General features: G+C 59.7%; 26 protein-coding genes. 17 read left to right on the top strand and 9 right to left on the bottom strand.

What is annotated here, in order from left to right:
• Positions 1-30 precede the first annotated feature (30 nt).
• Positions 31-636: a hypothetical protein gene (locus tag B723_RS09950; protein WP_017336578.1), complete on the top strand. Its 606-nt coding sequence runs from the start codon at positions 31-33 to the stop codon at positions 634-636.
• A gap of 1 nt (position 637) precedes the next feature.
• On the opposite strand, the gene B723_RS09945 is transcribed toward B723_RS09950, so the two are convergent.
• On the bottom strand, positions 638-1,597 hold the full coding sequence (locus B723_RS09945) for a MerR family transcriptional regulator (protein ID WP_017336577.1): 960 nt from the start codon (positions 1,595-1,597) through the stop codon (positions 638-640).
• 212 nt (positions 1,598-1,809) lie between these two features.
• Here B723_RS09945 and B723_RS09940 point away from each other — a divergent pair, with 212 nt between their 5' ends.
• The 11 genes from B723_RS09940 (at position 1,810) to B723_RS09890 (ending at position 10,695) form a co-directional block, all read left to right on the top strand.
• A complete protein-coding gene (locus B723_RS09940; protein ID WP_017336576.1) occupies positions 1,810-2,379 on the top strand; it encodes an antibiotic biosynthesis monooxygenase in 570 nt (189 codons plus the stop codon).
• Positions 2,380-2,585: 206 nt separating this feature from the next.
• Positions 2,586-3,296, top strand: coding sequence for a dihydromonapterin reductase (gene folM / locus B723_RS09935; RefSeq protein ID WP_017336575.1), 711 nt, complete (start codon positions 2,586-2,588; stop codon positions 3,294-3,296).
• A 21-nt stretch (positions 3,297-3,317) separates the two neighbouring features.
• Positions 3,318-3,878, top strand: a complete 561-nt coding sequence (gene folE / locus B723_RS09930; protein ID WP_017336574.1) for a GTP cyclohydrolase I FolE — start codon at positions 3,318-3,320, stop codon at positions 3,876-3,878.
• 2 nt (positions 3,879-3,880) lie between these two features.
• Positions 3,881-4,252 carry a dihydroneopterin triphosphate 2'-epimerase gene (gene folX, locus B723_RS09925; protein WP_008026970.1) on the top strand — a complete coding sequence of 124 codons (372 nt, stop codon included), beginning with the start codon at positions 3,881-3,883 and terminating at the stop codon, positions 4,250-4,252.
• A 68-nt stretch (positions 4,253-4,320) separates the two neighbouring features.
• Positions 4,321-4,617, top strand: coding sequence for a DUF1244 domain-containing protein (locus B723_RS09920; protein WP_017336573.1), 297 nt, complete (start codon positions 4,321-4,323; stop codon positions 4,615-4,617).
• Complete coding sequence (locus tag B723_RS09915) at positions 4,610-4,948, top strand: HopJ type III effector protein (RefSeq protein WP_017336572.1); 339 nt, start codon at positions 4,610-4,612, stop codon at positions 4,946-4,948. The genes B723_RS09920 and B723_RS09915 overlap by 8 nt, the downstream gene beginning before the upstream one ends.
• Positions 4,949-5,191: 243 nt before the next feature.
• Positions 5,192-6,442, top strand: a complete 1,251-nt coding sequence (locus B723_RS09910; protein WP_017336571.1) for a 2-aminoadipate transaminase — start codon at positions 5,192-5,194, stop codon at positions 6,440-6,442.
• Positions 6,443-6,571: 129 nt separating this feature from the next.
• Positions 6,572-7,546, top strand: a complete 975-nt coding sequence (locus B723_RS09905) for an amino acid ABC transporter permease (RefSeq protein WP_017336570.1) — start codon at positions 6,572-6,574, stop codon at positions 7,544-7,546.
• Positions 7,547-7,615: 69 nt separating this feature from the next.
• The gene (locus B723_RS09900; RefSeq protein WP_144425298.1) at positions 7,616-8,344 is read left to right on the top strand and encodes an amino acid ABC transporter ATP-binding protein; all 729 of its coding nucleotides are present in this window, start codon (positions 7,616-7,618) and stop codon (positions 8,342-8,344) included.
• Positions 8,345-8,390: 46 nt separating this feature from the next.
• Positions 8,391-9,224, top strand: a complete 834-nt coding sequence (locus tag B723_RS09895; protein WP_017336568.1) for a transporter substrate-binding domain-containing protein — start codon at positions 8,391-8,393, stop codon at positions 9,222-9,224.
• A 187-nt stretch (positions 9,225-9,411) separates the two neighbouring features.
• Positions 9,412-10,695 carry an NAD(P)/FAD-dependent oxidoreductase gene (locus B723_RS09890; protein WP_017336567.1) on the top strand — a complete coding sequence of 428 codons (1,284 nt, stop codon included), beginning with the start codon at positions 9,412-9,414 and terminating at the stop codon, positions 10,693-10,695.
• 131 nt (positions 10,696-10,826) lie between these two features.
• Here the strand turns inward: B723_RS09890 and trxB are convergent, their stop codons facing one another.
• Positions 10,827-11,789, bottom strand: a complete 963-nt coding sequence (gene trxB, locus B723_RS09885) for a thioredoxin-disulfide reductase (protein ID WP_017336566.1) — start codon at positions 11,787-11,789, stop codon at positions 10,827-10,829.
• 315 nt (positions 11,790-12,104) lie between these two features.
• On the opposite strand from trxB, the gene cysZ reads away from it, so the two are divergent.
• Together cysZ and B723_RS09875 are read left to right on the top strand one after the other, a co-directional pair.
• Positions 12,105-12,857: a sulfate transporter CysZ gene (gene cysZ / locus B723_RS09880; RefSeq protein ID WP_017336565.1), complete on the top strand. Its 753-nt coding sequence runs from the start codon at positions 12,105-12,107 to the stop codon at positions 12,855-12,857.
• 40 nt (positions 12,858-12,897) lie between these two features.
• Positions 12,898-14,097, top strand: a complete 1,200-nt coding sequence (locus B723_RS09875; protein ID WP_031318401.1) for a glycosyltransferase family 4 protein — start codon at positions 12,898-12,900, stop codon at positions 14,095-14,097.
• Positions 14,098-14,202: 105 nt separating this feature from the next.
• On the opposite strand, the gene B723_RS09870 is transcribed toward B723_RS09875, so the two are convergent.
• From B723_RS09870 to B723_RS09860, 3 genes are all read right to left on the bottom strand, one after another.
• Positions 14,203-15,306 carry an NADH:flavin oxidoreductase gene (locus B723_RS09870; protein WP_017336563.1) on the bottom strand — a complete coding sequence of 368 codons (1,104 nt, stop codon included), beginning with the start codon at positions 15,304-15,306 and terminating at the stop codon, positions 14,203-14,205.
• A 214-nt stretch (positions 15,307-15,520) separates the two neighbouring features.
• A complete protein-coding gene (locus B723_RS09865) occupies positions 15,521-16,003 on the bottom strand; it encodes a glutathione peroxidase (RefSeq protein ID WP_017336562.1) in 483 nt (160 codons plus the stop codon).
• Between the two features lie 122 nt (positions 16,004-16,125).
• On the bottom strand, positions 16,126-16,611 hold the full coding sequence (locus B723_RS09860; protein WP_007901600.1) for an FKBP-type peptidyl-prolyl cis-trans isomerase: 486 nt from the start codon (positions 16,609-16,611) through the stop codon (positions 16,126-16,128).
• Here B723_RS09860 and B723_RS32075 point away from each other — a divergent pair.
• From B723_RS32075 to B723_RS09850, 3 genes are read left to right on the top strand one after another with little or no spacing between them, the layout of a single operon-like run.
• Positions 16,580-16,918, top strand: coding sequence for a DUF3565 domain-containing protein (locus B723_RS32075; protein ID WP_017336561.1), 339 nt, complete (start codon positions 16,580-16,582; stop codon positions 16,916-16,918). The genes B723_RS09860 and B723_RS32075 overlap by 32 nt on opposite strands.
• A 60-nt stretch (positions 16,919-16,978) precedes the next feature.
• On the top strand, positions 16,979-19,078 hold the full coding sequence (gene pta / locus B723_RS09855) for a phosphate acetyltransferase (protein ID WP_017336560.1): 2,100 nt from the start codon (positions 16,979-16,981) through the stop codon (positions 19,076-19,078).
• Positions 19,079-19,984: an acyltransferase gene (locus tag B723_RS09850; RefSeq protein WP_017336559.1), complete on the top strand. Its 906-nt coding sequence runs from the start codon at positions 19,079-19,081 to the stop codon at positions 19,982-19,984.
• 83 nt (positions 19,985-20,067) lie between these two features.
• Here the strand turns inward: B723_RS09850 and B723_RS32070 are convergent, their stop codons facing one another.
• From B723_RS32070 to B723_RS09830, 4 genes are all read right to left on the bottom strand, one after another.
• Positions 20,068-21,018 carry an IS481 family transposase gene (locus tag B723_RS32070; RefSeq protein ID WP_080995111.1) on the bottom strand — a complete coding sequence of 317 codons (951 nt, stop codon included), beginning with the start codon at positions 21,016-21,018 and terminating at the stop codon, positions 20,068-20,070.
• Positions 21,019-21,190: 172 nt separating this feature from the next.
• Complete coding sequence (gene cysN / locus B723_RS09840; RefSeq protein ID WP_017336558.1) at positions 21,191-23,089, bottom strand: sulfate adenylyltransferase subunit CysN; 1,899 nt, start codon at positions 23,087-23,089, stop codon at positions 21,191-21,193.
• Positions 23,090-23,098: 9 nt separating this feature from the next.
• Positions 23,099-24,016, bottom strand: a complete 918-nt coding sequence (gene cysD / locus B723_RS09835) for a sulfate adenylyltransferase subunit CysD (RefSeq protein WP_010463281.1) — start codon at positions 24,014-24,016, stop codon at positions 23,099-23,101.
• A gap of 254 nt (positions 24,017-24,270) precedes the next feature.
• Entirely contained in the window at positions 24,271-25,029 is a 759-nt protein-coding gene (locus B723_RS09830) for a Nif3-like dinuclear metal center hexameric protein (protein WP_017336557.1), read from the bottom strand.
• Between the last annotated feature and the right edge of the window lie 94 nt (positions 25,030-25,123).

The raw sequence follows: 25,123 nt of genomic DNA, 5'->3' as shown, positions 1-25,123 counted from the left end.
GACTTTGTAACTATTTCATTCGAGCAGATCATGCAACGCGACGCACTCCTGACCCAGGATGAGCTGGATTTCATCCAGACCATGCAACACAACCCGCAACTCAATGTGCGGGATGCGACGTCGAGCCTGCTCGTCAACGGTGGTTCGCAAATCCGTGACTTGCTCACGCGCCTTGCCGCACATGAGCAAGTCACCATCCAGGCCAATTTCGAAAATCAGCAAATGACCTTCCCGCTGCATCTGGTGGAAGACGAGTTTCATGCGCTGCATTTGCGCCTCGGCGTCCCCAGCATCTATGAAGACGGGCCGATGGTCCGGCCATGGCGCCTGGTACTCGACGAGCCGGTCGCGCTGGAAAATGCCAGTGGCCAGCCGGGTACGATGTGGGTGCACGAGGTGTCGTTCAAGGGCGTCCTTCTGGAAGTCCGCAACAAGACCAAACCACCCAAACATTTCGCGTTGTGGTTCAGCCCTTCAGGCTATGAGCGGATCGCGATGCGCGGCACCTTCGAGAAGGAAACCGATAACGGTTTCTACGCGTATCAGTTGAGCCAGAGCGACACCGACGAAACCGAGCGCCTGCGCCAGTACATCCTTCAGCAGCATCGGCTGACGCATCCCGCCCTGCACCTCTGATTCAGGTATCCAGGTTGCCTGCCAGGAACTGTTTCAGACGCTGGCGCATCACCATTCCCTCGCTCCCCAGACAACCAATGGACGAGCCGTTCAGGCTCTCTTGCGCCAGATCCGACGCATCGCCGGCGAGCATCAACTGGCAATCCAGGCTCATGGCCAGCCGGTTCAAACGCCGCGGCAGCTCAGGGGCAGGAGCATGACTGGACACCAGCACCAACGCCTGTGGCTTGACTCTTTCGCAGATCAGGGTCAATTCGTCGAAGGGCTGTCCGAGCGCCAGCACTTGAATCGCCGAATCGACACTGCTCAGAAACAGCGCCGTGAGCAGCACTTCCAGCTCGCGACATTGATCGTTAAGGGCAGCGACAATCACGCGGCGCGGCTGCATGACACGTACCAACAGCAGACGCTGCAACACGCGAGAACGCAGAAAGCCATCCAGGAATAGCCACTCGCTTGTCTGACCGAACCCTTCATGGCGTTGCAGCAATTGCTGCCAGAGCGGAATCAGAATGTCCTGGAACGCCACCGTCAGGGGATAACTGGAAAAAATCTGCCCATAAACCTGCTCCAGTTGCACCTCATCAAACGCACTGACGGCGACTTTGACCTGTTCCTGCCACTGCGCGTAATCCGCTTGCACCAGTTCATTGGGGATGAGGTGCGCCAGCGCCTGAAGCGGCGCGGTCCTGGCCAGGATCTTGGCGACCTTGCTGACGGCAACGCCGCGGTCGATCCAGCCAAGGATACTGTGGACCCGCTCGATATCGGCCACCGCGTACAAGCGATGCCCACTTTCGGTGCGCTTGGGCTGGATCAGACCATAACGGCGCTCCCATGCCCGCAACGTGACCGGGTTGACGCCTGTCAGCCGAGACACCTCGCGAATCGGAAACAGCTCTTCCTGCTCAAGCGGAACAGAGGTCTGAGTACCAGCGACATCGTCAGTCAGAACAGGCATAAGGCAGGTCAACGTCCTTGCAAGGATTGGATCCCATTCTAACTCGGTTGCCCCATGATCATTCAACACATAGATGAACAACGATTATCAGGGGCACAACCTGTAGAATCGGAATAATCCTTGCTTGTTCCGAGACGCAGCCCACCACCCCGGCGCTGCGCCTGGCGAAACTCCTACCCGGAGTGACGCGTTAGTCCATACGGAGATACACAATGTCTACCCCACCCGTCACGCTGATGGTTGCGCGCCGCGTCGCCGATGGGCGTTATCAGGACCTGATGGCCTGGTTGCGCGAAGGCGAACAACTGGCCACCGACTTCCAGGGTTATCTCGGCTCAGGCGTGCTCGCCCCGCCGCCCGAGGATGATGAATTCCAGATTATTTTCCGCTTCGCCAACGAGCAGACGATGCACGCCTGGGAGCATTCCGCCTCGCGTACCGCTTGGCTTGCACGCGGCAGCGACCTGTTTGCGCTCAAGACAGAACACCGGGTGAGCGGCATCGAAGGCTGGTTCGGCGCTGCCGGCCAACGTCCCCCTCGCTGGAAACAGGCCGTGGCGATCTGGCTGGCGTTCTTCCCGGTGTCGCTGATGTTCAACGTTGTACTGGGGCCGCTGCTCGGCGAAATGAGCCTGCTGCCTCGGGTGTTGATCAGCACGCTGTGCCTGACGCCGTTGATGGTCTACTTCTTCATTCCGCTGTCGACCCGGATCCTTGCAGGCTGGCTGAACAGCACTCCCGCGCGTCCGATGCCCGCCGATGCCTCGACTCTAAACCACTAACAATCCTCCTGTGGGCGCGAGCTTTTTGTGGCGAGGGAGCTTGCTCCCGCTTGAGTGCGCAGCGCTCACGACAGGGGGCCGCTACGCAGCCCAGCGCGAGCAAGCTCCCTCGCCACAAAAGCTCGCTCGCACAAAGCAGGCTCCACGATAGGTACACCGCTCCCGTCGCTGGTATAGTTTTGCTCTTACCGCGACGCGAGCCGTTCATGACTTCTTCATCCGCCCCGATCCTCATTACCGGTGCCGGCCAGCGTGTCGGCCTGCACTGTGCGCAGCGTTTGCTCGAAGACGGCCATGCCGTGATCTTCAGCTATCGCACTGAACGCCCCGGCGTACAGGCGTTGCGCGACTTGGGGGCGACGGCGGTATTCGGGGACTTTTCCACCGAAGCCGGGATCTTCGCGTTCATCAGCGAACTGAAAAACCACACTGACCACCTGCGCGCGATCATCCATAACGCCTCCGAATGGTTGGCCGAAACGCCGGAAACCGACGCCGCTGCCTTCACCCGCCTGTTCAGCGTGCACATGCTGGCGCCCTACCTGATCAACCTGCACTGCGCCGACTTGCTGCTACGCTCGAGCCCCGCCGACATCGTGCACATCAGCGATGACGTCACCCGCAAGGGCAGCAGTAAACACATCGGCTACTGCGCGAGTAAAGCCGGGCTCGACAGTCTCACGTTGTCCTTCGCCGCGAAGTACGCACCGGACATCAAGGTCAACGGCATCGCCCCAGCCCTGCTACTGTTTAACCCCGACGACGATGAAGCCTATCGCACCAAGGTCCTGGCCAAGTCCGCGCTGGGCATCGAACCCGGCAGCGAAGTGATCTACCAGAGCCTGCGTTATTTGCTCGACAACCCTTATGTCACCGGCACGACCCTGACCGTCAACGGCGGACGGCACCTCAAATAGATCGCCCCGCGAGGATGTTCCATGACGTTATCCCTGTCCCAGAACTATCGCGAGATCCTCATCGGCCTCGGCGAAAATCCCGACCGCGAAGGCTTGCTCGATACACCGCTGCGCGCGGCCAAAGCCATGCAGTACCTGTGTCACGGTTATGAACAGTGTGTCGAAGAAATCGTCAACGGCGCGTTGTTCGCCTCCGACAACGATGAAATGATCATTGTCGACAACATCGAGCTGTATTCGCTGTGTGAACATCACCTGTTGCCCTTCATCGGCAAGGCGCATGTGGCTTATATTCCAACGGGTAAAGTGCTGGGTCTGTCGAAGATTGCACGGTTGGTGGACATGTTCGCCCGTCGTCTGCAAATCCAGGAAAACCTCACCCGGCAAATCGCCGACGCGGTGCAACAGGTGACCGGTGCCGCGGGTGTCGCGGTGGTCATCGAAGCACAGCACATGTGCATGATGATGCGCGGCGTCGAGAAACAGAATTCGACCATGAACACCTCGGTGATGCTCGGCGCCTTCCGCGAGTCGAGCAACACCCGTCAGGAGTTCCTGCAATTGATTGGACGGAGCAAGTAGCAATGCCACAACTTCAACCAGGAATGGCACGCATCCGGGTCAAGGACCTGTGCCTGCGGACATTCATCGGGATCAACGAGGATGAAATCCTCAACAAGCAGGATGTGCTGATCAACCTGACCATCCTGTATGCCGCTCAGGAAGCCGTGCGTGACAACGACATCGATCACGCGCTCAATTACCGGACCATCACCAAAGCGATCATCGCCCACGTCGAAGGCAATCGCTTCGCCCTGCTTGAGCGACTGACCCAGGAAATTCTCGACCTGGTCATGGCGAATGAATCGGTGCTGTACGCCGAAGTCGAAGTCGACAAGCCCCACGCCCTGCGTTTCGCCGAGTCGGTGTCGATCACCCTCGCCGCAAGCCGCTGACCGCGTCTGGCGCATCGTGCGCCAGGCTTTTATCATCCGCGCCACGATTCGATTGCACAGAGCCCGCCATGAACGATCAACAACGCCTCGAACTTGAAGCCGCCGCTTTCCGCCGGCTGGTCGCGCACCTGGACAGCCGCAAGGATGTGCAGAACATCGACCTGATGAACCTCTCGGGTTTCTGCCGCAACTGCCTGTCCAAGTGGTACAAGGCCGCGGCAGATGAGCGCCAGATCGAGGTCAGCCTCGATGATGCCCGCGAAGTGGTCTACGGCATGCCGTACGCCGAGTGGAAAGCCCAGTACCAGCAAGAAGCCAGCGCCGAACAACAAGCGGCGTTCGCCAAAGGAAAACCCAATGAGTGATTTGAACACCCTGCGCGCCAGCCTCAAGAGCGGCGAACACGTTTTTGCCGACACCCTCGCGTTCATCGCCGCGGGCTACGATTACCAGCCTCAGGCCTTCAACAACGGCGGTGTGGACAATGCGGCCGGGCAGAACGAAGGTTCGTGCAAGACTCTGGGTCTGGCGTTGCTGGAAGGCCTGAGCGATGAAGAAGCGCTGTTGGCGTTTGGCGAGCATTACCGTTCTGTCGTGGCGACGCCTGAAGGCAGCGATCACGGAAATATTCGTGCGTTGATTGCCCACGGTCTGGCCGGTGTGAAGTTCACCCAGCCCCCCCTGACACGCCGCTGATCAAATCCCGCAAAAAACCTGTGGCGAGGGAGCTTGCTCCCGCTGGACTGCGTAGCTGTCCCTATTTTTTGGGGCCGCTGCGCGACCCAGCGGGAGCAAGCTCCCTCGCCACAGGTTGCGTTTTACCTGCCCAGCACACATCCCGACTTTTAAGATTGACCCGCCCACTTTATTTCGTTTGCCGGGCACCGCTGCTCGCGGCTTAGATAAAAAGAAGCCTCCCTTCTTCAGAGTCGGTCATCCATGAGCAGCGAATCCATCAGCCGGTCGATCAACATCGTTCACCCTGTCACGCTCAGCCACGGCAAAAACGCCGAGGTCTGGGACACCGATGGCAAACGCTATATCGATTTTGTCGGCGGCATCGGCGTGTTGAACCTCGGCCATTGCCACCCGCGCATCGTCGAGGCCATTCGCGAACAAGCCACCCGGCTGACCCACTACGCGTTCAACGCGGCGCCGCACGTACCCTATCTCGACTTCATGGATCGCCTGGCCGCGTTTATTCCGGTGGATTACCCGGTCAGTGGCATGCTCACCAACAGCGGCGCGGAAGCGGCGGAAAACGCGTTGAAGATCGTCCGTGGCGCGACCGGTCGCACGGCGATCATTGCCTTCGACGGCGCCTTTCACGGACGCACGCTCGCCACGCTCAACCTGAATGGCAAAGTCGCGCCCTACAAACAGAAAGTCGGCGTGCTGCCCGGTCCGGTGTACCACCTGCCCTTCCCCAGCGAAGACAACGGCGTGACCTGCGCCGAAGCGCTGAAGGCGATGGATCGACTGTTCAGTGTCGAAATCGATGTCGACGACGTGGCGTGCTTTATCGTTGAACCGGTGCAGGGCGAAGCGGGCTTCCTGGCCATGGACGTCGAGTTCGCTCAGGCGCTGCGACGCTTGTGCGATGAAAAAAACATCCTGTTGATCGCCGATGAAATCCAGTCCGGGTTCGGCCGCACCGGTCAGCGTTTTGCGTTTTCGCGTTTGGGAATCGAGCCGGACCTGATCCTGCTCGGCAAAAGCATTGCTGGCGGTGTGCCGCTCGGTGCGGTGGTCGGGCGCAAGTCGTTGCTCGACACCTTGCCCAAGGGCGGACTGGGCGGCACTTACTCAGGCAATCCGATTGCCTGCGCTGCCGCATTGGCGACACTCGACGAAATGACCGATGCCAACCTGCATGCCTGGGGCTCGCAGCAGGAAGAAGCGATCGTCAGCCGTTACCACTCCTGGCGCGCCAACAAGACTTCGCCCTTTCTCGGGCGACTGACCGGCGTCGGCGCCATGCGTGGCATCGAATTGGCCCATGCCGACGGCACACCGGCCCCGGCGCAGCTGACGCAACTGCTGGCCCTGGCGCGAGAGGCCGGGTTGCTGCTGATGCCCAGCGGCAAGTCGCGCCACATCATCCGGTTGCTGGCGCCACTGACCACCGAGGCTGCCGTGCTGGAGGAAGGTCTGGACATCCTCGAAGCGAGCCTGGCGAAACTGACCTGACAGCAAACTGCGATCCGGGACTGACATAGCGAATTATGTTCGCTTGTCGTCCCCGATTTTGCGTCGCAATACTGGCCAAAGACCCCTTTCATCTAGCGAGATCATCACCACCTACAAGCCGAGGCATGCATGTATCACGACAATATAATTTATAAGAAAAAGTCCAACGATCCTCAATTCCTGCTCGGCGTAGCCGTGGTGCTGTTCCTCGGCGCCTACCTCATGAACCTGGGCAACAGCGCCCTCAGCCATTTCCTGCAACCCTTGCTGGGCGACGCCCCGGACAGCCTGACCGCGCGCAACATCGCCATCGGCCTGGGAATTGCGGTACTGGGCACGCTGAATTTCCACGTCCTCGGGCGCTTGAAGTTCAAGGTGCAAACCACGGTGGTATGGATCGAGCTGCTGATTCTGTTCCTCGCGTTCTTTGACACCTTCGACCTCTCCTACAGTTTCATCCTCGACAAGGTCGGCTTCCTGATCATCCAGGGCGCTGCAACCACCTTGTACATCTCCGCCGTGGCCATCGTGATTGCCTTCGTGCTGGCGCTGATCGGTGCGGTGGCCAAGCTGTCGAACAACGGGCTGGCCAATGCCCTGGCCTCGTTCTACACCTCGTTCTTTCGCGGCGTGCCGCTGCTGATCCAGATCTACCTGATTTACCTGGGTCTGCCGCAACTGGGCTATGTGGTCGATGCGGTGCCCGCCGGCATCCTCGCGCTGTCGCTGTGCTACGGCGCCTACATGACCGAGATCTTCCGGGCGGGTATCCAGAGCATTCCGGTCGGCCAGTGGGAAGCGTCACGCGCGCTGAACATCAGCCCGTTCAAGACCCTGAGCCGGGTGATCATGCCCCAGGCCTTGCGGGTGATCATTCCGCCCACCGGCAACCAGTTCATTGCCATGCTCAAAGACAGTTCGCTGGTGTCGGTGATCGGCGTCTGGGAACTGATGTACCTGGCCAAGACCCAGGGTCGCGCGGACTTCCGCCACCTGGAAATGCTGATCACCGCCGCGATGATTTACTGGGCCCTGTCGTTCATTCTGGAACGGGTACAGGCGCGAATCGAAAAACGGGTCAACCGATCCGTGGCAAGGGGTTGATGCGTGATGACTCAAACCAATACTGCTGAGCGACTGGACCTGGGCTCTGCTGCGCCGGCCAGCCCTTCGATGATTTCGATCACCGGCCTGAACAAGTGGTACGGCAACTTTCACGCCTTGCGCGATGTCGACCTGAACGTCGCCACCGGCGAAATCCTGGTGGTGTGCGGGCCGTCGGGCTCGGGCAAATCGACGATGATTCGTTGCATCAACCACCTGGAAAATTTTCAGAAAGGCCAAATTCAGGTCAACGGCATCACCCTCACCAGCGAAGCGGAAAGCGTCAGCGCCGTGCGCAGTGAAATCGGCATGGTGTTCCAGAGCTTCAACCTGTTCCCGCACTTGAGCGTCATGGACAACCTGACCCTGGCCCCGCAACTGGTGCAAGGCGTGTCGGCCACCGAGGCGAAAAAACGTGCACAGGTTTACCTGGAGCGGGTGCGCATTGCCGAACACGCGCACAAATATCCGTCGCAATTGTCCGGCGGACAACAGCAGCGCGTGGCGATCGCCCGGGCGCTGTGCATGAATCCCAAAGTGATGCTGTTCGACGAACCGACCTCGGCGCTGGACCCGGAAATGGTCCACGAAGTGCTGGATGTCATGGGCGAACTGGCCACCGACGGCATGACCATGATCTGCGTGACCCATGAGATGGGGTTTGCCAGCAAGGTGGCTGACCGCGTGCTGTTCATGGACCAGGGCCAGGTTATCGAACAAGCCACCCCCGCCGAATTTTTCAATAACCCACAGACCGAGCGCGCGCAGAAATTCCTGTCGCAGATCATCGGTCACTGAAGACCGCTTTGCCCCCATAAAACAATAACGAAACATGGAGATGGACATGGTCAGAAGTAAAAGCGTAACCACCCTCGCCGCCGCACTGTCGCTGTTGTTCGTCGGTGCCGCCAATGCCGGTGCCGTGCTGGACAAGATCCAGAGCAGCAAGACGTTGACCGTCGCCACCTCGGCGACCTGGCCACCCCAGGGGTTCATCAACGACAAGAATGAAATCGACGGCTTCGATATCGACGTATCCAAAGAGATCGCCAAGCGACTCGGCGTCGAGGCCAAGTTCATCACGCCCGACTGGGATGTGATCACCGCAGGCAAGTGGAACGGCCGCTGGGACGTGTCCGTGGGTTCGATGACCGCGACCAAGAGCCGCGCGCGGATTCTCGATTTCCCCGGGACCTATTACTACGTTCCCTACGTGTTCGCGGTGCATGACAAATCCAAAGTCACCGACCACAAGGCGCTGAATGGCAAAACCATCGGCGTTGAAGGGGGCACTACGTCCGAGGACTATTTCAGCCAGGCGCTGGCCATTGAAACCACGGACGTGCCGCCCGTCGTCTATGACGTAAAAACCGAAAAAATGAAGACCTACGCCGGTTCCGTCGGGCCGCTGGACGACCTGCGCCTGGGCGACGGTGCCCGTCTGGACGCCATCCTCACGCAACGCAGCACACTGGATGCCGCCGTCAAGAAGGGCTATCCGTTGCGGGCCGTCGACGACAACATCGCGTTCTATGAACCGCTGGCCGTCGCCACCGACAAGGGTGACCCGGAACTCAAGGCCAGGCTCGGTGAAATCATCGCCGCGATGCACAAGGACGGCACGCTGACCAAGCTGTCGGACAAGTGGTACGGCGTCGATTACTCGACCATCAAGTAATCACCCGCCCCTCCCCTGTAGGAGCGAGCCATGTGGCGAGGGGATTTATCCCCGTTGGGCTGCGGAGCGGCCCCGGCATTTCAACGTTAAAGCGCATCTACGACTGCTGCGCAGCCGAACGGGGATAAATCCCCTCGCCACACAGGCTCGCTCCCACATAGGTAAGGCAATTACCCAAGGATTGACCATGTCCTTTCCCAACACCTGGTATTCCCAAACCTCGCTGCCCCGCGCGGCCAGGTCCGAATTGAACAGCGACGAAAGCTGCGACGTCTGCATCATCGGTGCCGGCATCGCCGGGCTCACCGCCGCTCTGGAACTGACCCGACGCGGCAAACGCGTGATCCTTCTCGAAGCCCATCAGGTGGCGTGGGGCGCGTCGGGCCGCAATGGCGGCGTGGTGTCGCCGGGCTGGGCCGAAGGGTCTGGCGCGATCCGCAAAAAAGTGGGACTGGAACAGGCTCGGACGCTGTTTCAGATGTCGGTCGAAGGTGTGGAGATTGTCCGCCGCAACATCGCCGAACTGGCGCTGGCAGGTTGTGCGCCGTCCGCCGGTACGATTCGGGTCAAGCGTTACGACGATGGCGCCGGTGTGAAAAACCACATCGAAACCATGCGACGCGACTTCGGTTATGAACTCAACTTCCTCGACACCGCCAAGGTCCGCGCGCAGGCGCACACCCTTCGCTATTTTCAGGGTGTCGAAGATCCCAACGCCATGCACTTCCACCCGCTTAACTATTGCCTGGGCCTGGCCCTGGCCATTGAAACTGCGGGAGGCAGGATTTTCGAGCAGTCAAAAATGCTCGCCTGGCAGCGCGAAGGCGCCGACAAAATCGTCAGGACCGCTCATGGCAGTGTCCGCTGTCAGGACCTGATATTTTGCGCCGGCGGCTACGGCGGCCCGGAACTGCAAAAACTCAGTCGCGCCTACCTGCCGATCGCCACCTATGTGGTGCTGACCGAACACCTGGGCGACTCGATCAAAAACGTCCTCGATTCAGGCGCCGCATTCTCGGACGACCGCCGCGCTTCGGATTACTACCGCGTCGTCGAAGGCGACCGCCTGCTCTGGGGCGGACGCATCACCACCCGCAACGAACAGAATGAAAAGGCCCTGGCGGCCATGCTCAAGGCCGACATGGTGTCGGTCTATCCGCAGCTGGCGCCAGTGAACATCGAATTGGCCTGGTCTGGCCTGATGGGTTACTCGACCAACAAAATGCCCGACCTCGGGCTACTGGAACCGGGCGTCTGGGCTTGCACATCGTTTGGCGGTCACGGGCTGAACACCGGGTCAATTGGAGGCCGGGTGATCGCCGAAGCGGTGTGCGGGGAAAGTGTGCGGTATCAGTCGTTCAAACCGTATCTGCTGGACTGGAACGGTGGGCCGTTCGGACGGGTGGCTGCCAATGCGATCTATCAATCGCTGAAGGTCATGGATTATGTTCAGGAGCGCTTTCGCGGTTGATCGCCATTTCCGCAAACCCTGTTAACCCTTGTGGGAGCTAGCCTGCTAGCTCCCACAAGGGTTTGTGTTGACCGCATTTTTCGTGAGCAAAAAAAACCGGCCAAAGCCGGTTTTTTTTCATTTCAACGCTCTCAGAACTTGGCGTTCTGCAGGTCATCCAGATAACGCTCGGCATCCAGTGCCGCCATGCAGCCAGCACCCGCCGAGGTGATCGCCTGACGGTAAACGTGGTCAGCCACGTCACCGGCCGCGAAGATCCCTTCGACGTTGGTCGCCGTCGCATTGCCTTCACGACCGCCGTGCACCACCAGGTAGCCATCTTTCAACGTCAGCTGACCTTCGAACAGCGAGGTGTTCGGGGTGTGGCCGATGGCGATGAACACGCCGTCGACTTTCAGCTCGTCGAAGCTGCCGTCGTTGTTTTTCAGGCGAGCACCGGTCACGCCCATGTTGTCGCCCAGGACTTCGTCCAGGTTCGAGTTCAGCTTCAGGATGATCTTGCCTTCGGCAACGCGGGCATTGAGCTTGTCGATCAGGATCTTCTCGGCGCGGAAGGTTTCGCGACGGTGGATCAGGGTCACGGTGCTGGCGATGTTGGCCAGGTACAGCGCTTCTTCGACAGCGGTGTTACCGCCACCGACCACAGCCACTGGCTTGTTGCGATAGAAGAAACCGTCGCAGGTCGCGCAGGCCGAAACGCCTTTGCCCATGAACGCTTCTTCCGATGGCAGGCCCAGGTAGCGAGCGCTGGCGCCGGTGGCGATGATCAGGGCATCGCAGGTGTACGTCGCGCTGTCGCCGGTCAGGGTGTAAGGCTTGGCAGCGAAGTCCACGGCATTGATGTGATCGAAAACGATCTCGGTTTCAAAGCGCTCGGCGTGCTCTTTCATGCGTTCCATCAGCGCCGGGCCGGTCAGGCCGTGGACGTCGCCCGGCCAGTTGTCGACTTCGGTGGTGGTGGTCAGTTGACCGCCGGCTTGCATGCCGGTAATCAGCAGAGGCTTGAGGTTGGCACGGGCGGCATAGACCGCGGCGCTGTAACCGGCAGGGCCGGAACCGAGAATAATCACTCGCGAATGACGGACTTCAGACATGACCTGCTCCTGTTGACCGGCCCGGAACACCTGGCGCGGAACGCCGGGTTGCCGGCGGGAATAAAAAAGGACTGTTGAAAGCACTTGGGGAAGGCTTGAACTCGACAGTCCTGTAAAAAGATTGGGTGCAGCGTATCGAGGGGGCGAAGATTAAGGAAATACGGTTTAACAATCCAGCTCATAGGCGGTCTCTATCCGGTTGCCGTCTATATATAGGCGCCTTTGTTACAGTTGATGTCGATGCTGCGACCGCGCTTTCGCCCGTCAGGCAAAGCCGGTAAGGTCGGCGCGTTTCCCCTCTGCTCGGAGCACGATATGCCCGCCCCTGTTCTGTCCGGCCCGCAATACCTGCGCGAAGGCCTCAAGCTGGTCCTGAGTCCCAGCCTGCGTTTATTCGTGTTGTTGCCGCTGGCAATCAATCTGGTGCTGTTCGTCGGATTGATCTATCTGGCCGGCCATCAATTCAGCCTGTGGGTCGATACGCTGATGCCGTCCCTGCCCGACTGGCTGAGTTTTCTCAGTTACGTGCTCTGGCCGATCTTTGTCGTGCTGGTGGTGTTGATGGTGTTCTTCACCTTCACCATGCTGGCCAACGTTATCGCCGCGCCGTTCAATGGCTTCCTGGCGGAAAAAGTCGAAGTGGTGGTACGCGGCACCGACGACTTCCCCTCTTTCAGCTGGGGCGAACTGATCGCCATGATCCCACGCACCCTGGCTCGGGAAATGCGCAAACTCGGCTACTTCCTGCCGCGGGCGCTCGGGCTGTTCATCCTCTCGTTCATCCCCGTGGTGAACATCATCGCCGCGCCGTTGTGGCTGCTGTTCGGGGTGTGGATGATGGCGATCCAGTACATCGACTACCCGGCGGACAACCACAAGCTGGGCTGGAACGAAATGCTCGCCTGGCTGCGCGAGAAGCGCTGGCAGAGCATGAGTTTTGGCGGCAGTGTTTACCTGGTGCTGCTGATTCCGGTGGTCAACATTCTGATGATGCCGGCGGCGGTGGCGGGGGCGACGTTGTTCTGGGTGCGTGAACGCGGCGCGGAGAATCTGGTGACGCAACGCTGAGCCTGTCACAAATCCATCATCAAAACGCCACAACGACGACATGGCCTCAGCCGACACTGAGGTCATGACGACAGCTCTGCATATCACTCTGATCACCGAAACCTTCCCTCCCGAAATCAACGGCGTGGCCAATACCCTTGGCCGCTTGTGCGACGGTTTGCGCGCGCGGGGGCATCAGGTTGAACTGGTGCGACCACGGCAGGGTTGCGATCAGCAGTTGGGCAGCGACGATGAGTTGCTGCTGTGCCGGGGCTGGCCGCTGCCGGGGTATCCGGGTTTGCAATGGGGTCAGTCATCGATGCACAAACTGCTGCGACGCTGGAAGCGCCAGCGCCCGGACGTGCTGTACATCGCCACGGAAGGACCGCTGGGCCTGTCGGCGCTGCGCGCGGCACGGCGCCTGGGGATTTCGGTAGTCAGCGGCTTCCACACTAATTTCCAGCAATACTCCAACCAGTACGGGCTCGGCTTGCTCACCCGCCTGCTGACCCACTACCTGCGCTGGTTTCACAATCGTTCGACCCTGACCCTGGTGCCAAGTATCAGCCAGCGGATGGAACTGGAGCGCCGGCATTTCGAGCGCCTGGCGTTGCTGTCTCGCGGAGTCGACAGCCAGTTGTTTCACCCGACCAAACGCCTGCCATCGCTGCGCGAACAGTGGGGTCTGGGCGAGAAGGATATTGCGCTGATTCACGTAGGGCGTCTGGCGCCGGAAAAAAACCTTGGCTTGCTTAAACGCTGCTTCGACACGCTGGCAGCGACTTATCCACAGCGAAACATGAAACTGATCATCGTCGGCGACGGCCCGCAACGAGCGTCGCTGGAGCAGGAACTGCCCGAAGCGATTTTCTGCGGCTCACAACGCGGCGAAGCCCTGGCCAGCCACTATGCGTCCGGGGATGTTTTTCTGTTTCCGAGCATGACCGAAACCTTCGGCAATGTGGTGCTTGAGGCGTTGGCCTCGGGGCTGGGCGTGGTGGCTTACGATCAAGCGGCGGCGGCGCAGCATATCCGCCACGGCTACAACGGCGTGCTGGCGATGCCGGGGGATGAAGAGGCGTTCAGCGATGCGGCGGCGTGGTTGCTGGAGGAGCGCGAAACCTTGCGTTGCATAAGGCTCAATGCGCGCCAGCATGCGAGTCGCCAGGGTTGGGCGGCGATTATCGAGCAGTTTGAAGGGCAGTTGCGGGGGGCTTGTGTGGGGGAGCACGTGGTGCCGAATGCACCGACCTTGCCCTGAGCCTAGGGAGTCATCGCCAGCAGGCTGGCTCCCACAGGGGGTCTGCGGTGTACACAGAACATGTGGGAGCCAGCCTGCTGGCGATGGGGCCTTGCCAGTCGCCGCTTAAACCAAGGTCATCAACGCCTCACGGCTGAACGGCAGAATGTCTTCCTCACGCCCGTCACGCACTTTCTGCGCCCAGTCCGGGTCCACCAGCAGCGCACGCCCTACCGCCACCAGATCAAACTCATCGTTGTTCAAACGCTCCAGCAGCTTCTCCAGGCTGGCCGGCTGCGCGATCTTGTCGGTGTTGACCATGAACTGCAGGAACTCGCCATCCAGGCCGACGCTGCCCACGGTGATGGTCGGCTTGCCGGTCAGTTTGCGCGTCCAGCCCGCCAGGTTCAGTTCAGAACCGTCGAACTCCGGCTCCCAGAAACGGCGCGTCGAGCAGTGGAAAATGTCCACACCCGCGTCGGACAACGGCTTGAGAAACTCACCCAACGCTTCCGGGGTTTGCACCAGACGCGCGGTGTAATCCTGCTGCTTCCACTGGGAGAAACGGAAAATGATCGGGAAACCTTCGCCGACCGCAGCACGCACGGCCTGAATCAGCTCGATGGCGAAGCGCGAACGGTTGGCCAGGCTGCCGCCGTATTCGTCAGTACGCTGGTTGCTGCCTTCCCAGAAGAACTGGTCCACCAGGTAGCCGTGTGCACCGTGGATTTCCACACCGTCCATGCCGATGCTTTGCGCGTCTTTGGCGGCTTGGGCGAACGCGGCGATCACGTCCTGGATGTCCTGTCTGGTCATGCCGTGAACCACAACCTGGCCGTCCTTCAGTTTTTCCGACGGACCGTAACCCGGCACACTCGCGTCCGGCTCGGTGCCGATGCGACGCACGCTACCGACATGCCACAGCTGCGGAACGATCTTGCCGCCTTCGGCGTGCACCGCGTCGACGACTTTCTTCCAGCCGGCCAGCGCGGCCTCACCGTAGAAGTGCGGCACGTTCGGGTAGCCATTGGAGGCCTTGTGGCCAACCGTGGTGCCTTCGGTGATGATCAAGCCAACGCCGGCAGCGGCGCGGCGACGGTAGTACTCGATCACTTTGGAATTGGGCACGCCGCCCGGCGAGAACGAGCGGGTCATCGGGGCCATGACAACGCGGGTCGGCAGTTCAAGGGTGCCGAGGTGGAACGGTTTGAACAGGGCTTTGACGGGCATGGGGCGCTCCACAAAAACGATATCGACGGGATGGAATTTTATGACGGCGATAATATGTGCAGTGGCGAGCGATGCACAGCACTATTGATCTGGGTGATTAAGGGTCAAAAGGCAGAAGCAAAAAGATCGCAGCCTACGGCAGTTCCTACAGAGGAATGCGAACACCTGTAGGAGCTGCCAAAGGTTGCGATCTTTTGATCTTGATTCGCGAAAATCAGCTCAGGGCTTTTTCGATGGCCTGGATGACAGAAGGATCATCCGGCGCCGTACGTGGCGAGAACCGCGCCAGGACACGACCATCCTTGCCCAGCAGGAATTTTTCGAAGTTCCAGGTAATGTCGCCTGGAAACTCGGCGCCTTCACCCGCCAGCAGGCGGTACAGCTGATGACGATCATGGCCGTTGACTTCCAGCTTGCTGGACAACGGAAAGGTCACGCCATAGTTGAGGCTGCAGAATTCCTGGATTTCTTGCTCAGTGCCCGGTTCCTGCCCGGCAAACTGGTTGCACGGCAGGCCCAGCACGCTGAAGCCTTTACCTTTGTATTGCTGGTAAAGGTTTTCCAGTGCCGCGTACTGTGGTGTCAAGCCACATTTGGAGGCGACGTTGACTACCAGCACGACGTTCCCCTTGAAGGGCGCCAGCGGTAGCTCCTGTCCATCCAGGGCTGTCAATTTAAGGTCGTGAAAAGCACTCATGACGAACTCCAGATTCCCGTGTTCTACTCGAAACAGCCACTTGGCGATATCACCAGGGACAGCCGCGGACTAAAAAGGCGCCCTCGGGCGCCTCTCCAGTTCTCTGAGCTTAGCGCAGAAAATCAGTGGTGATGGCCACCTTCGCCATGGACGTGACCATGAGCGATTTCTTCCTGGCTGGCGTCACGGATGTCGATGATCTTGACCTGGAAATTCAGGCGCTGACCGGCCAACGGGTGGTTGCCGTCGACGGTGACATCGTCGCCGTCCAGATCACGAATGGTGACGATCTGCATCTGGCCGTCCGGAGCGGAAGCATGGAACTGCATGCCCACTTCCAGTTCGTCGACGCCTTCGAACATGCTGCGGCTCAGGGTGCTGACCAGTTCGGCAGCGTATTCGCCGTAAGCATCTTCAGGTTCAACTGCTACGGTCAGCTCGTCGCCGACTGCTTTGCCTTCCAGAGCCTTTTCCAGGCCCGGGATGATGTTGCCTGCACCTTGCAGGTAGACCAGCGGCGCGCCGCCGGCGGAGCTGTCGATGACCTCACCAGCGTCGTTGGTCAGGGTATAGTCGATGGAGACAGCCTTATTGGCGGCGATCAGCATGGGGCGAGACCTTTTGCATAAGAATTTAGAAAGGCCAAGTTTAGCGAAGCAATCGTCCGAAAGCGAACACAACCCGGACAGACGGATCGTAGCGAAAAGCTCGACGGTCACCGGTTTTCATCAGGACGAGGACGGGCATTGGGTGGTCGAACTGTCTTGTGGCCATACCCAGCACCTGCGCCACCAGCCACCCTGGCAATCGCGCGCATGGGTCCTGGACCCTGCGCAACGTATTGAAAAAATAGGCCAGCCCTTTGAATGTGGTTGGTGCGCACAGGGCTCGGTTAGCGATAACCTTGGCGACTGAAATTCGGTAGATCGTCAGCTATAGATGATCACCTTTGTCATGCTCCTCCAGAGAATCCGCATGCAAACTTTTTTTATCGCGCCCACCGATTTTGGTGTGGGTCTGACCTCCATCAGCCTCGGGCTGGTACGTACGCTTGAGCGCGCCGGCCTCAAAGTCGGCTTTTTCAAACCGATCGCCCAGCCCCATCCGGGTGACACCGGGCCTGAACGCTCCACCGAACTGGTGGCGCGTACCCACGGTTTGAAACCGCCTCAGCCATTGGGCCTGGCCCACGTCGAGCGCATGCTCGGCGACGGTCAGCTCGATGAACTGCTCGAAGAAATCATCACGCTCTATCAGCAAGCCGCCATCGGCAAAGACGTGTTGATCGTCGAAGGCATGGTCCCGACCCGCAGCGCCAGTTACGCCGCGCGGGTCAATCTGCATTTGGCCAAGAGCCTGGATGCCGACGTGATCCTGGTCTCGGCGCCGGAAAACGAAGTGCTGACCGAACTCTCCGGCCGCGTGGAATTGCAGGCGCAATTGTTCGGCGGTCCGAAAGACCCGAAAGTCCTCGGTGTGATCCTCAACAAGGTCAAGACCGACGAAAGCATGGACGCCTTCGCCTCGCGCCTGAAGGAGCATTCGCCCTTGCTGCGCAGCGGTGATTTCCGTCTGCTTGGCTGCATCCCGTTCCAGCCGGAACTGAACGCCCCGCGTACCCGCGACGTCGCCGACCTGATGGGCGCGCAAATTCTCAATGCCGGCGATTATGAAACCCGGCGCATGACCAAGATCATCATCTGCGCCCGCACCATGCGCAACACCGTGGAGCTGCTCAAGCCCGGCGTACTCGTGGTAACGCCAGGCGATCGCGACGACATCATCCTCGCCGTCAGCCTCGCGGCCATGAACGGCGTGCCGCTGGCCGGCCTGCTGCTGACCAGCGACACCCTGCCCGACCCGCGCATCATGGACCTGTGCCGTGGCGCGTTGCAGGCCGGTTTGCCGGTGTTGTCGGTGAGCACCGGTTCCTACGAGACCGCCAACCTGTTGAACGGTCTGAACAAGGAGATCCCGATCGACGACCGCGAGCGTGCGGAGATCATCACCGACTTCGTCGCCAGCCACCTGGATGCCAACTGGCTGCACCAGCGTTGCGGCACGCCAAGGGAGATGCGCCTGTCGCCTGCAGTGTTCCGCTACCAGTTGATCCAGCGCGCCCAGGCCGCCAACAAACGCATCGTGTTGCCCGAAGGCAGCGAACCGCTGACCGTGCAAGCGGCCGCGATCTGTCAGGCGCGCGGCATTGCCCGTTGCGTGCTGCTGGCGAAACCGGAAGATGTCGAAGCCGTCGCTCGAGCGCACGATATCGAGCTGCCGCCAGGGCTGGAAATTCTCGACCCGGACCTGATTCGCGAACGCTACGTCGAACCAATGGTTGCCCTGCGCAAAAGCAAAAGCCTCAATGCGCCGATGGCCGAGCAACAACTGGAAGACACCGTGGTGATCGGCACGATGATGCTGGCGCTGGATGAAGTCGACGGCCTCGTGTCCGGCGTCATCCACTCCACCGCCAACACCATTCGCCCTGCCCTGCAGCTGATCAAGACCGCGCCGGGCTGCACCCTGGTGTCGTCGGTGTTCTTCATGCTGTTTCCCGAAGAGGTGCTGGTCTATGGCGACTGCGTGATGAACCCGCATCCGAGCGCCAGCGAGCTGGCCGAGATTGCCCTGCAAAGCGCCGACTCGGCTGCCGCGTTTGGCATCACCCCGCGCGTGGCAATGATCAGTTACTCCAGCGGTGAATCCGCCAGCGGTGAGGAAGTCGAGAAAGTGCGTGAAGCGACATTGCTCGCCCATGAACAACAGCACTCGCTGCTGATCGACGGCCCGTTGCAATACGACGCCGCGGCCAACGAAACCGTCGCCCGGCAACTGGCGCCGAACAGTCAGGTGGCCGGGCGTGCCACGGTGTTCGTGTTCCCCGATCTGAACACCGGCAACACAACGCACAAAGCCGTGCAGCGCAGCGCCGATTGCGTCAGCCTCGGACCGATGCTGCAAGGCCTGCGCAAACCGGTGAACGACCTGCCGCGCGGCGCGCAAGTCGATGACATCGTGTACACCATCGCGTTGACCGCGATTCAAGCTGCCAACCGACCTCTGGATCTTTAAATGCTGGATTTCCTGCCTGCCGCCGTGCGCGGCGTGATTGCATCGTTGTTGCTGGCGTTGAATACGATTTTGCTCTGCTCGTTTCTGTTCTGCGTGGCGATCTTCAAAATCTTGCCCTTTGCCCTCACCCAGCGTTTCACGCTCTGGTTGATGAGCCATACCCATGAAGCCTGGATCAGTAACAACAAAGCCTGGATGAACCTGGTCTGCCGTACGCGCTGGCACCTTAGTGGCCTCGAAGGTCTGGACTATCAGCACTCATACCTGATCACCAGCAACCATCAGAGCTGGGTCGACATCATGGTGCTGCAGTACGTGCTCAACCGTCGCATCCAGCCGCTGAAGTTTTTTCTCAAGCAAGAGCTGATCTGGGTGCCGGTGATTGGTCTGGCGTGGTGGACGCTGGGCTTTCCGTTCATGAAACGCTACTCCAAGGCTTACCTGGAAAAGCACCCTGAAAAGAAAGGCAAAGACCTGGAAACCACCCGCAAGACCTGCGCGAAGTTTCGCAACAACCCGGTGGGGATTTTCAATTTCGTTGAAGGCACGCGCTTCACCGAAGGCAAGCATGCCCAGCAGAAATCACCGTTCAAGTATCTGCTCAAGCCCAAGGCCGGTGGCATTGCGTTTGTGCTGGATGCGATGGGTGAGCAGCTGGAGTCGATCGTCAACGTGACCATTCACTATCCGGGCGGGCGGCCTGGGTATTGGGATTTGCTCTGTGGCAACGTGAAAGATGTAGTGGTGCATTTTCAGGAGCTGAAGATTCCGCCGCAGTTTATCGGCAAGAACTATGACCAGGATGGGGAGTATCGCTTGCAGTTTCAGGGGTGGATCAATCAGCTTTGGTTAGACAAGGATGCGTTGCTGGAGCAGATGCATCGCAAATACCCCGATAAACACTGACCTACTGTGGGAGCCAGCCTGCTGGCGATAGCGGGTTCACATTCAGCAGATTTATTGCCTGAATCACCGCAATCGCTAGCAGGCTAGCTGTGTAAACCCACCACGTTGTTCACGGATGCTATTCGGCTAATTGGTGGCAAATAACTCAGGCTGGCATGCGGGCGATGCCAGTTGTACTCGTGCAACCACGACGTCAGGTAGGTCGCACGTTGGTCTGAGCTTTCGTAACTTCTGGCGTAGGCCCATTCGCGCAGAGCGGTTTGGATAAATCGCTCTGCCTTGCCATTCGTTCGTGGTGTGTAAGGTTTGGTATAGATGTGTTTAAGCCCCAGCCGTCGACATAGACGCTTGAAACGTCCGGACTTGTAGCAAGGGCCGTTATCGGTCATTACCCGCTCGAAGCAAACGCCAAGGCTTGCGTAGTAGCGCAGGGCCCGGATCGGCGCGAGGCAGGCGCTACGCCCACTTTGGTCTGCGTACAAACCGCTGTGTGCCACTCGACTGTTATCGTCGATGGCAACATGGGCGTATTCCCAACCGACATGGTAAGAGCGGCCTTTTAGGCGGTCTCGTGTCACTCGATGACCTGGTTTGTTAAAACGCCCCAGCTTCTTGATGTCCAGGTGAAGCAGACCTCCGGGCTTAGAATATTCGTAGCGAATCACTGGCGGTGGCGGTTCCAGGTATGCCAAACGGTTGAGGCCGTTACGGCTCAATAACCTGCCCACAGTGCTGTGTCCCACCTTCAAGTCCTGGCTGATTTGGCGATAGGTTTTTCGCTGGCGACGTAGCTCAAGCACTTGTTCCTGGCGCATCTCAGGAAGCGCGTGCGGACAGAACTTGGGGCGGGACGAACGATCCTGCAGTCCTTCCTCGCCTTCAGCTCGATAGCGATTAAGCCACTTGTAGGCAGTGCGAACACTGACTCCTTGAGACTGAGCTACCTCAACAGGTCTCAGGCCTTCCTTAAGGATTCGTTGAACAAGAAGGGCTCGACCGGAAACGGTTAATCGGGCATTTTTATGAACGTTCACTCGGGGCCTCCGGGTGCTTGGTTTGGTTCGCACCTCCAATTTCCCGGAAAAGCCCCGAGTGAACAACCTACAGAGAGATCACAGCTAGCGCCCACAGTTGACCGAGTTGGCCCGAATAAAAAAAACCGCCGATGATCACTCATCGGCGGGTTTTTTATTGCGCGGCTGACGCTTAGATCGCGCCACGCTGACGCAGCAGATCCAGCACTTGCTTGACGCTTTCTTCCAGCGACAACGACTGGGTGTCGACCACGAGGTCGGCGTCCAGCGGCACGTCGTACGGGAAGGAATCGCCCGGGATGTTATCCCCGGCCGCCGCGTACAGGCCCTGTGGATCACGCTCGGCACAGACTGTCGGCGAGGCCTGGACGTAGACCGTCAGCAGACGCTCCTTGCCGATCAGGTCCTTGGCCTGCTCGCGACCTTCGGCGCTCGGTGCAACGAAAGCGGCCAGCGTCAGCAAACCGGCTTCGTTGAACTGACGCGCAACGTGCGCGGCACGGCGCCAGTTCTCGGTACGCCCGGCGCGATCCTGTGGCAGACCTTTGTTCAGGTCATGACGCAGGTTCTGGCCATCGAGCACGAATACCGCACGGCCCATGTCGAACAGCTTGCGTTCAACCGCGTAGGCCAAGGTGCTTTTGCCTGCGCCCGACAAACCGCTGAACAACACGGTAGCCGGCTGCTGCCCGAAACGCTGAGCGCGCTCTTCGGTGGCGACGTGTGCCAGTTTGCCGTGGTGCGTGCTGCTGCCATGCGCCAACGGCTGAGCGATGATCATGCCGGCCGCGACGGTGCCGTTGGTCAGACGATCGATGACGATGAATGAACCGGTGGTGCGATTGCTGGCGTAACCGTCCAGCGCGATGGCTGCGTCGAGGCTGATCTTGACCCGACCGATCTCGTTCAGTTGCAGCGCACTGGCCGGACCTTCTTCCAGGGTGTTCACGTCCACACGGTTGACGATGCTGGTGATCGAACCCGGCACGTAACTCGTGGCGCGCTTGATGTCGTATTTCTTGCCCGGCAGCATCGGCTCTTCGGCCATCCACACCAGCATGGCGTCGAAGGCGTCGGTCACTTGCGGCAGGTTGTCGGCGTGCACCAGCAAGTCGCCGCGGGAGATGTCGATCTCGTCTTCCATGGTCAGCGTGACAGCCTGGCCTGGACCGGCGTGTTCCAGCTCACCTTCGAAGGTGACGATGGATTTCACGCGGCTGCTCTTGCCCGACGGCAGCACAACGACTTCGTCGCCCTTGTGCACGATGCCGCTGGCCAGGGTGCCGGCGAACCCACGGAAGTTCAGGTTCGGACGGTTGACGTACTGCACCGGGAAACGCAGGTCGGTGTAGTTGCGGTCGCTGGCGATCTCGACGGTTTCCAGAATTTCCATCAGCGACTGGCCGGTGTACCACGGCGAGCGCTCGGACTTGTTCACCACGTTGTCGCCCTTCAGCGCCGACATCGGCACGAAGGCCATGGTGGTCGGCTTGAACGCGATGCCTTCGGCGAACTTCAGGTAATCGGCCTTGATCGACTCGAACACGGTTTCGTCGAAGCCGTTGAGGTCCATCTTGTTGATGGCGACCACGATGTGTTTGATGCCGAGCAACGAGGCTATGAAGCTGTGGCGACGGGTCTGAGTCTGCACGCCGTAGCGGGCGTCGACCAGGATGATCGCCAGGTCACAGGTGGACGCACCGGTGGCCATGTTGCGGGTGTACTGCTCATGGCCAGGGGTATCGGCGATGATGAATTTGCGCTTGGCGGTGGAGAAGTAGCGGTAGGCGACATCGATGGTGATGCCCTGTTCACGCTCAGCCTGCAGGCCGTCGACCAGCAACGCCAGATCGATGTCTTCGCCGGTGGTGCCGACTTTTTTCGAGTCGCGGGTAATGGCTTCCAGGTGATCTTCGTAGATCATCTTGGAGTCGTGCAGCAGGCGCCCGATCAGGGTGCTCTTGCCGTCGTCGACGTTGCCACAAGTCAGAAAGCGCAGCATTTCCTTGCGTTCGTGCTGGCCCAGGTAGGCGAGGATGTCCTCGCTGATCAAATCAGATACGTGCGACATGACAACCCCTTAGAAATAACCCTGACGTTTCTTTTCTTCCATCGAGCCTGCGCCATCGTGGTCGATGACCCGGCCCTGGCGTTCGGAAGTTCGCGTCAGGAGCATTTCCTGAATGATGTCGGTCAGGCTGGTGGCCTCGGACTCGACCGCACCGGTCAACGGGTAGTCACCCAGTGTGCGGAAACGGACTTTCTTCTTGACGATGCGCGCCTTGTCTTCGTCGCTCAGGTGATTGAGCAGGCGTTCGTCGTCGATCATGATCCAGGTGCCATTCATCTCGATGACGTCGCGCTCGGCGGCGAAATACAGCGGCACGATCGGGATGCCTTCGAGGTAGATGTACTGCCAGATGTCCAGTTCGGTCCAGTTCGACAATGGGAAAACGCGGATCGATTCACCCTTGTTGACGTTGCCGTTGTAGACGTTCCACAGCTCTGGACGCTGGTTTTTCGGGTCCCAGCGATGCTTGGTGTCGCGGAAGGAATACACGCGCTCTTTGGCACGGGATTTCTCTTCGTCGCGGCGAGCGCCACCGAACGCGGCGTCGAAGCCGTACTTGTCGAGAGCCTGTTTCAGGCCTTCGGTTTTCATGATGTCGGTGTGCTTGGCACTGCCGTGGGTCAGCGGGTTGATGCCCTGCGCGACGCCATCGGGGTTCACGTGCACCAGCAGGTCAAGGCCAAGCTCTTCGACCATGCGGTCGCGGAACGCGTACATTTCCTTGAACTTCCACCGGGTGTCGACATGCATCACCGGGAACGGCAGCTTGCCCGGGAAGAATGCCTTGCGCGCAAGGTGCAGCATCACGGCGGAGTCTTTACCGACGGAGTACAGCATCACCGGGTTATCGAACTCGGCGGCGACCTCGCGGATGATGTGGATGCTTTCGGCCTCCAGCTGTTTCAGATGCGTCAGTTTGTCGACCATGGCTACTCACGAAAACGATCTTATGGACGGCCAGCGGGCCGTGTTCGAGCGAGGAATCCTAGCACAGCGTCCTCTTCTAATCAGGACGCGAACTAGATCGAAAGGGTATATGAATATACCCCCTCGTTTGGGCGGTCAGGCCCCTGTGGGAGCGAGCCTGCTCGCGATTGCGGTGTTGTATCTGTCACATCAATGTCGCTTGTCATGCAGTCATCGCGAACAGGCTCGCTCCCACATTTGATTTGTGGTGTTAATCAAATCGGGTTGGGGCAATCGATGAAAATGTGCTCCAGCGCAAAACGTCGCGCCAGGTAATCGCCCAGCGCCTGCACACCATAGCGCTCAGTGGCATGGTGCCCGGCGGCGATGAAGCTGATGTCGTTTTCCCGGGCGCTGTGGAAAGTCTGTTCGGACGCTTCACCGCTGAGGTACAGATCGACCCCGGCCAAAACGGCCTGATCGATGTAACCCTGACCACCACCGGTGCACCAGCCAACCCGGCGAATCATCTCGCTGCCTTCGATCAGCAGCGGCTCGCGGCCCATGACTTCCTGCACGCGGCGGGCAAAATCACGCGGTGTCACCGGCTCGTTCAGAGAGCCCACCAGCCCGACAATTTTAAGGTTGTCCGGATCGAGCGGACCTTCGACGGTGATGTCCAGCTGACGCGCGAGCTGCACGTTGTTGCCGACGTCCGGATGCAGGTCCAGTGGCAGATGGTAGGACAACAGGCTGATATCGTGCTTGAGCAGGGTTTTCAACCTACGCTGCTTCATGCCGGTGATGCACGGATTCTCGCCCTTCCAGAAATAACCGTGGTGCACCAGCACCAGATCGGCCTGGGCTTCGACCGCCGCGTCCAGCAACGCCTGACTGGCGGTGACGCCACTGACGATGCGCATCACCTGCGGCCGCCCCTCAACCTGTAACCCATTGGGGCAATAATCGGCAATCCTTGCACTGTTCAGATAACGGTCGGCTTCTTCGACCAGGGTGCTCAGGGCGACGGCCATAAAAGACTCCTAAATATCCCGTTCAGAGGCGCGCGCGGCCTCGTATAATGCGCGACATTATGGGCGGTCTCATACCACCTGCAACCTTCCAGGA

Source organism: Pseudomonas fluorescens NCIMB 11764, assembly GCF_000293885.2.
GTDB classification, from domain to species: Bacteria; Pseudomonadota; Gammaproteobacteria; order Pseudomonadales; family Pseudomonadaceae; genus Aquipseudomonas; species Aquipseudomonas fluorescens_B.
This window is presented reverse-complemented; position numbering and strand designations above follow the sequence as displayed.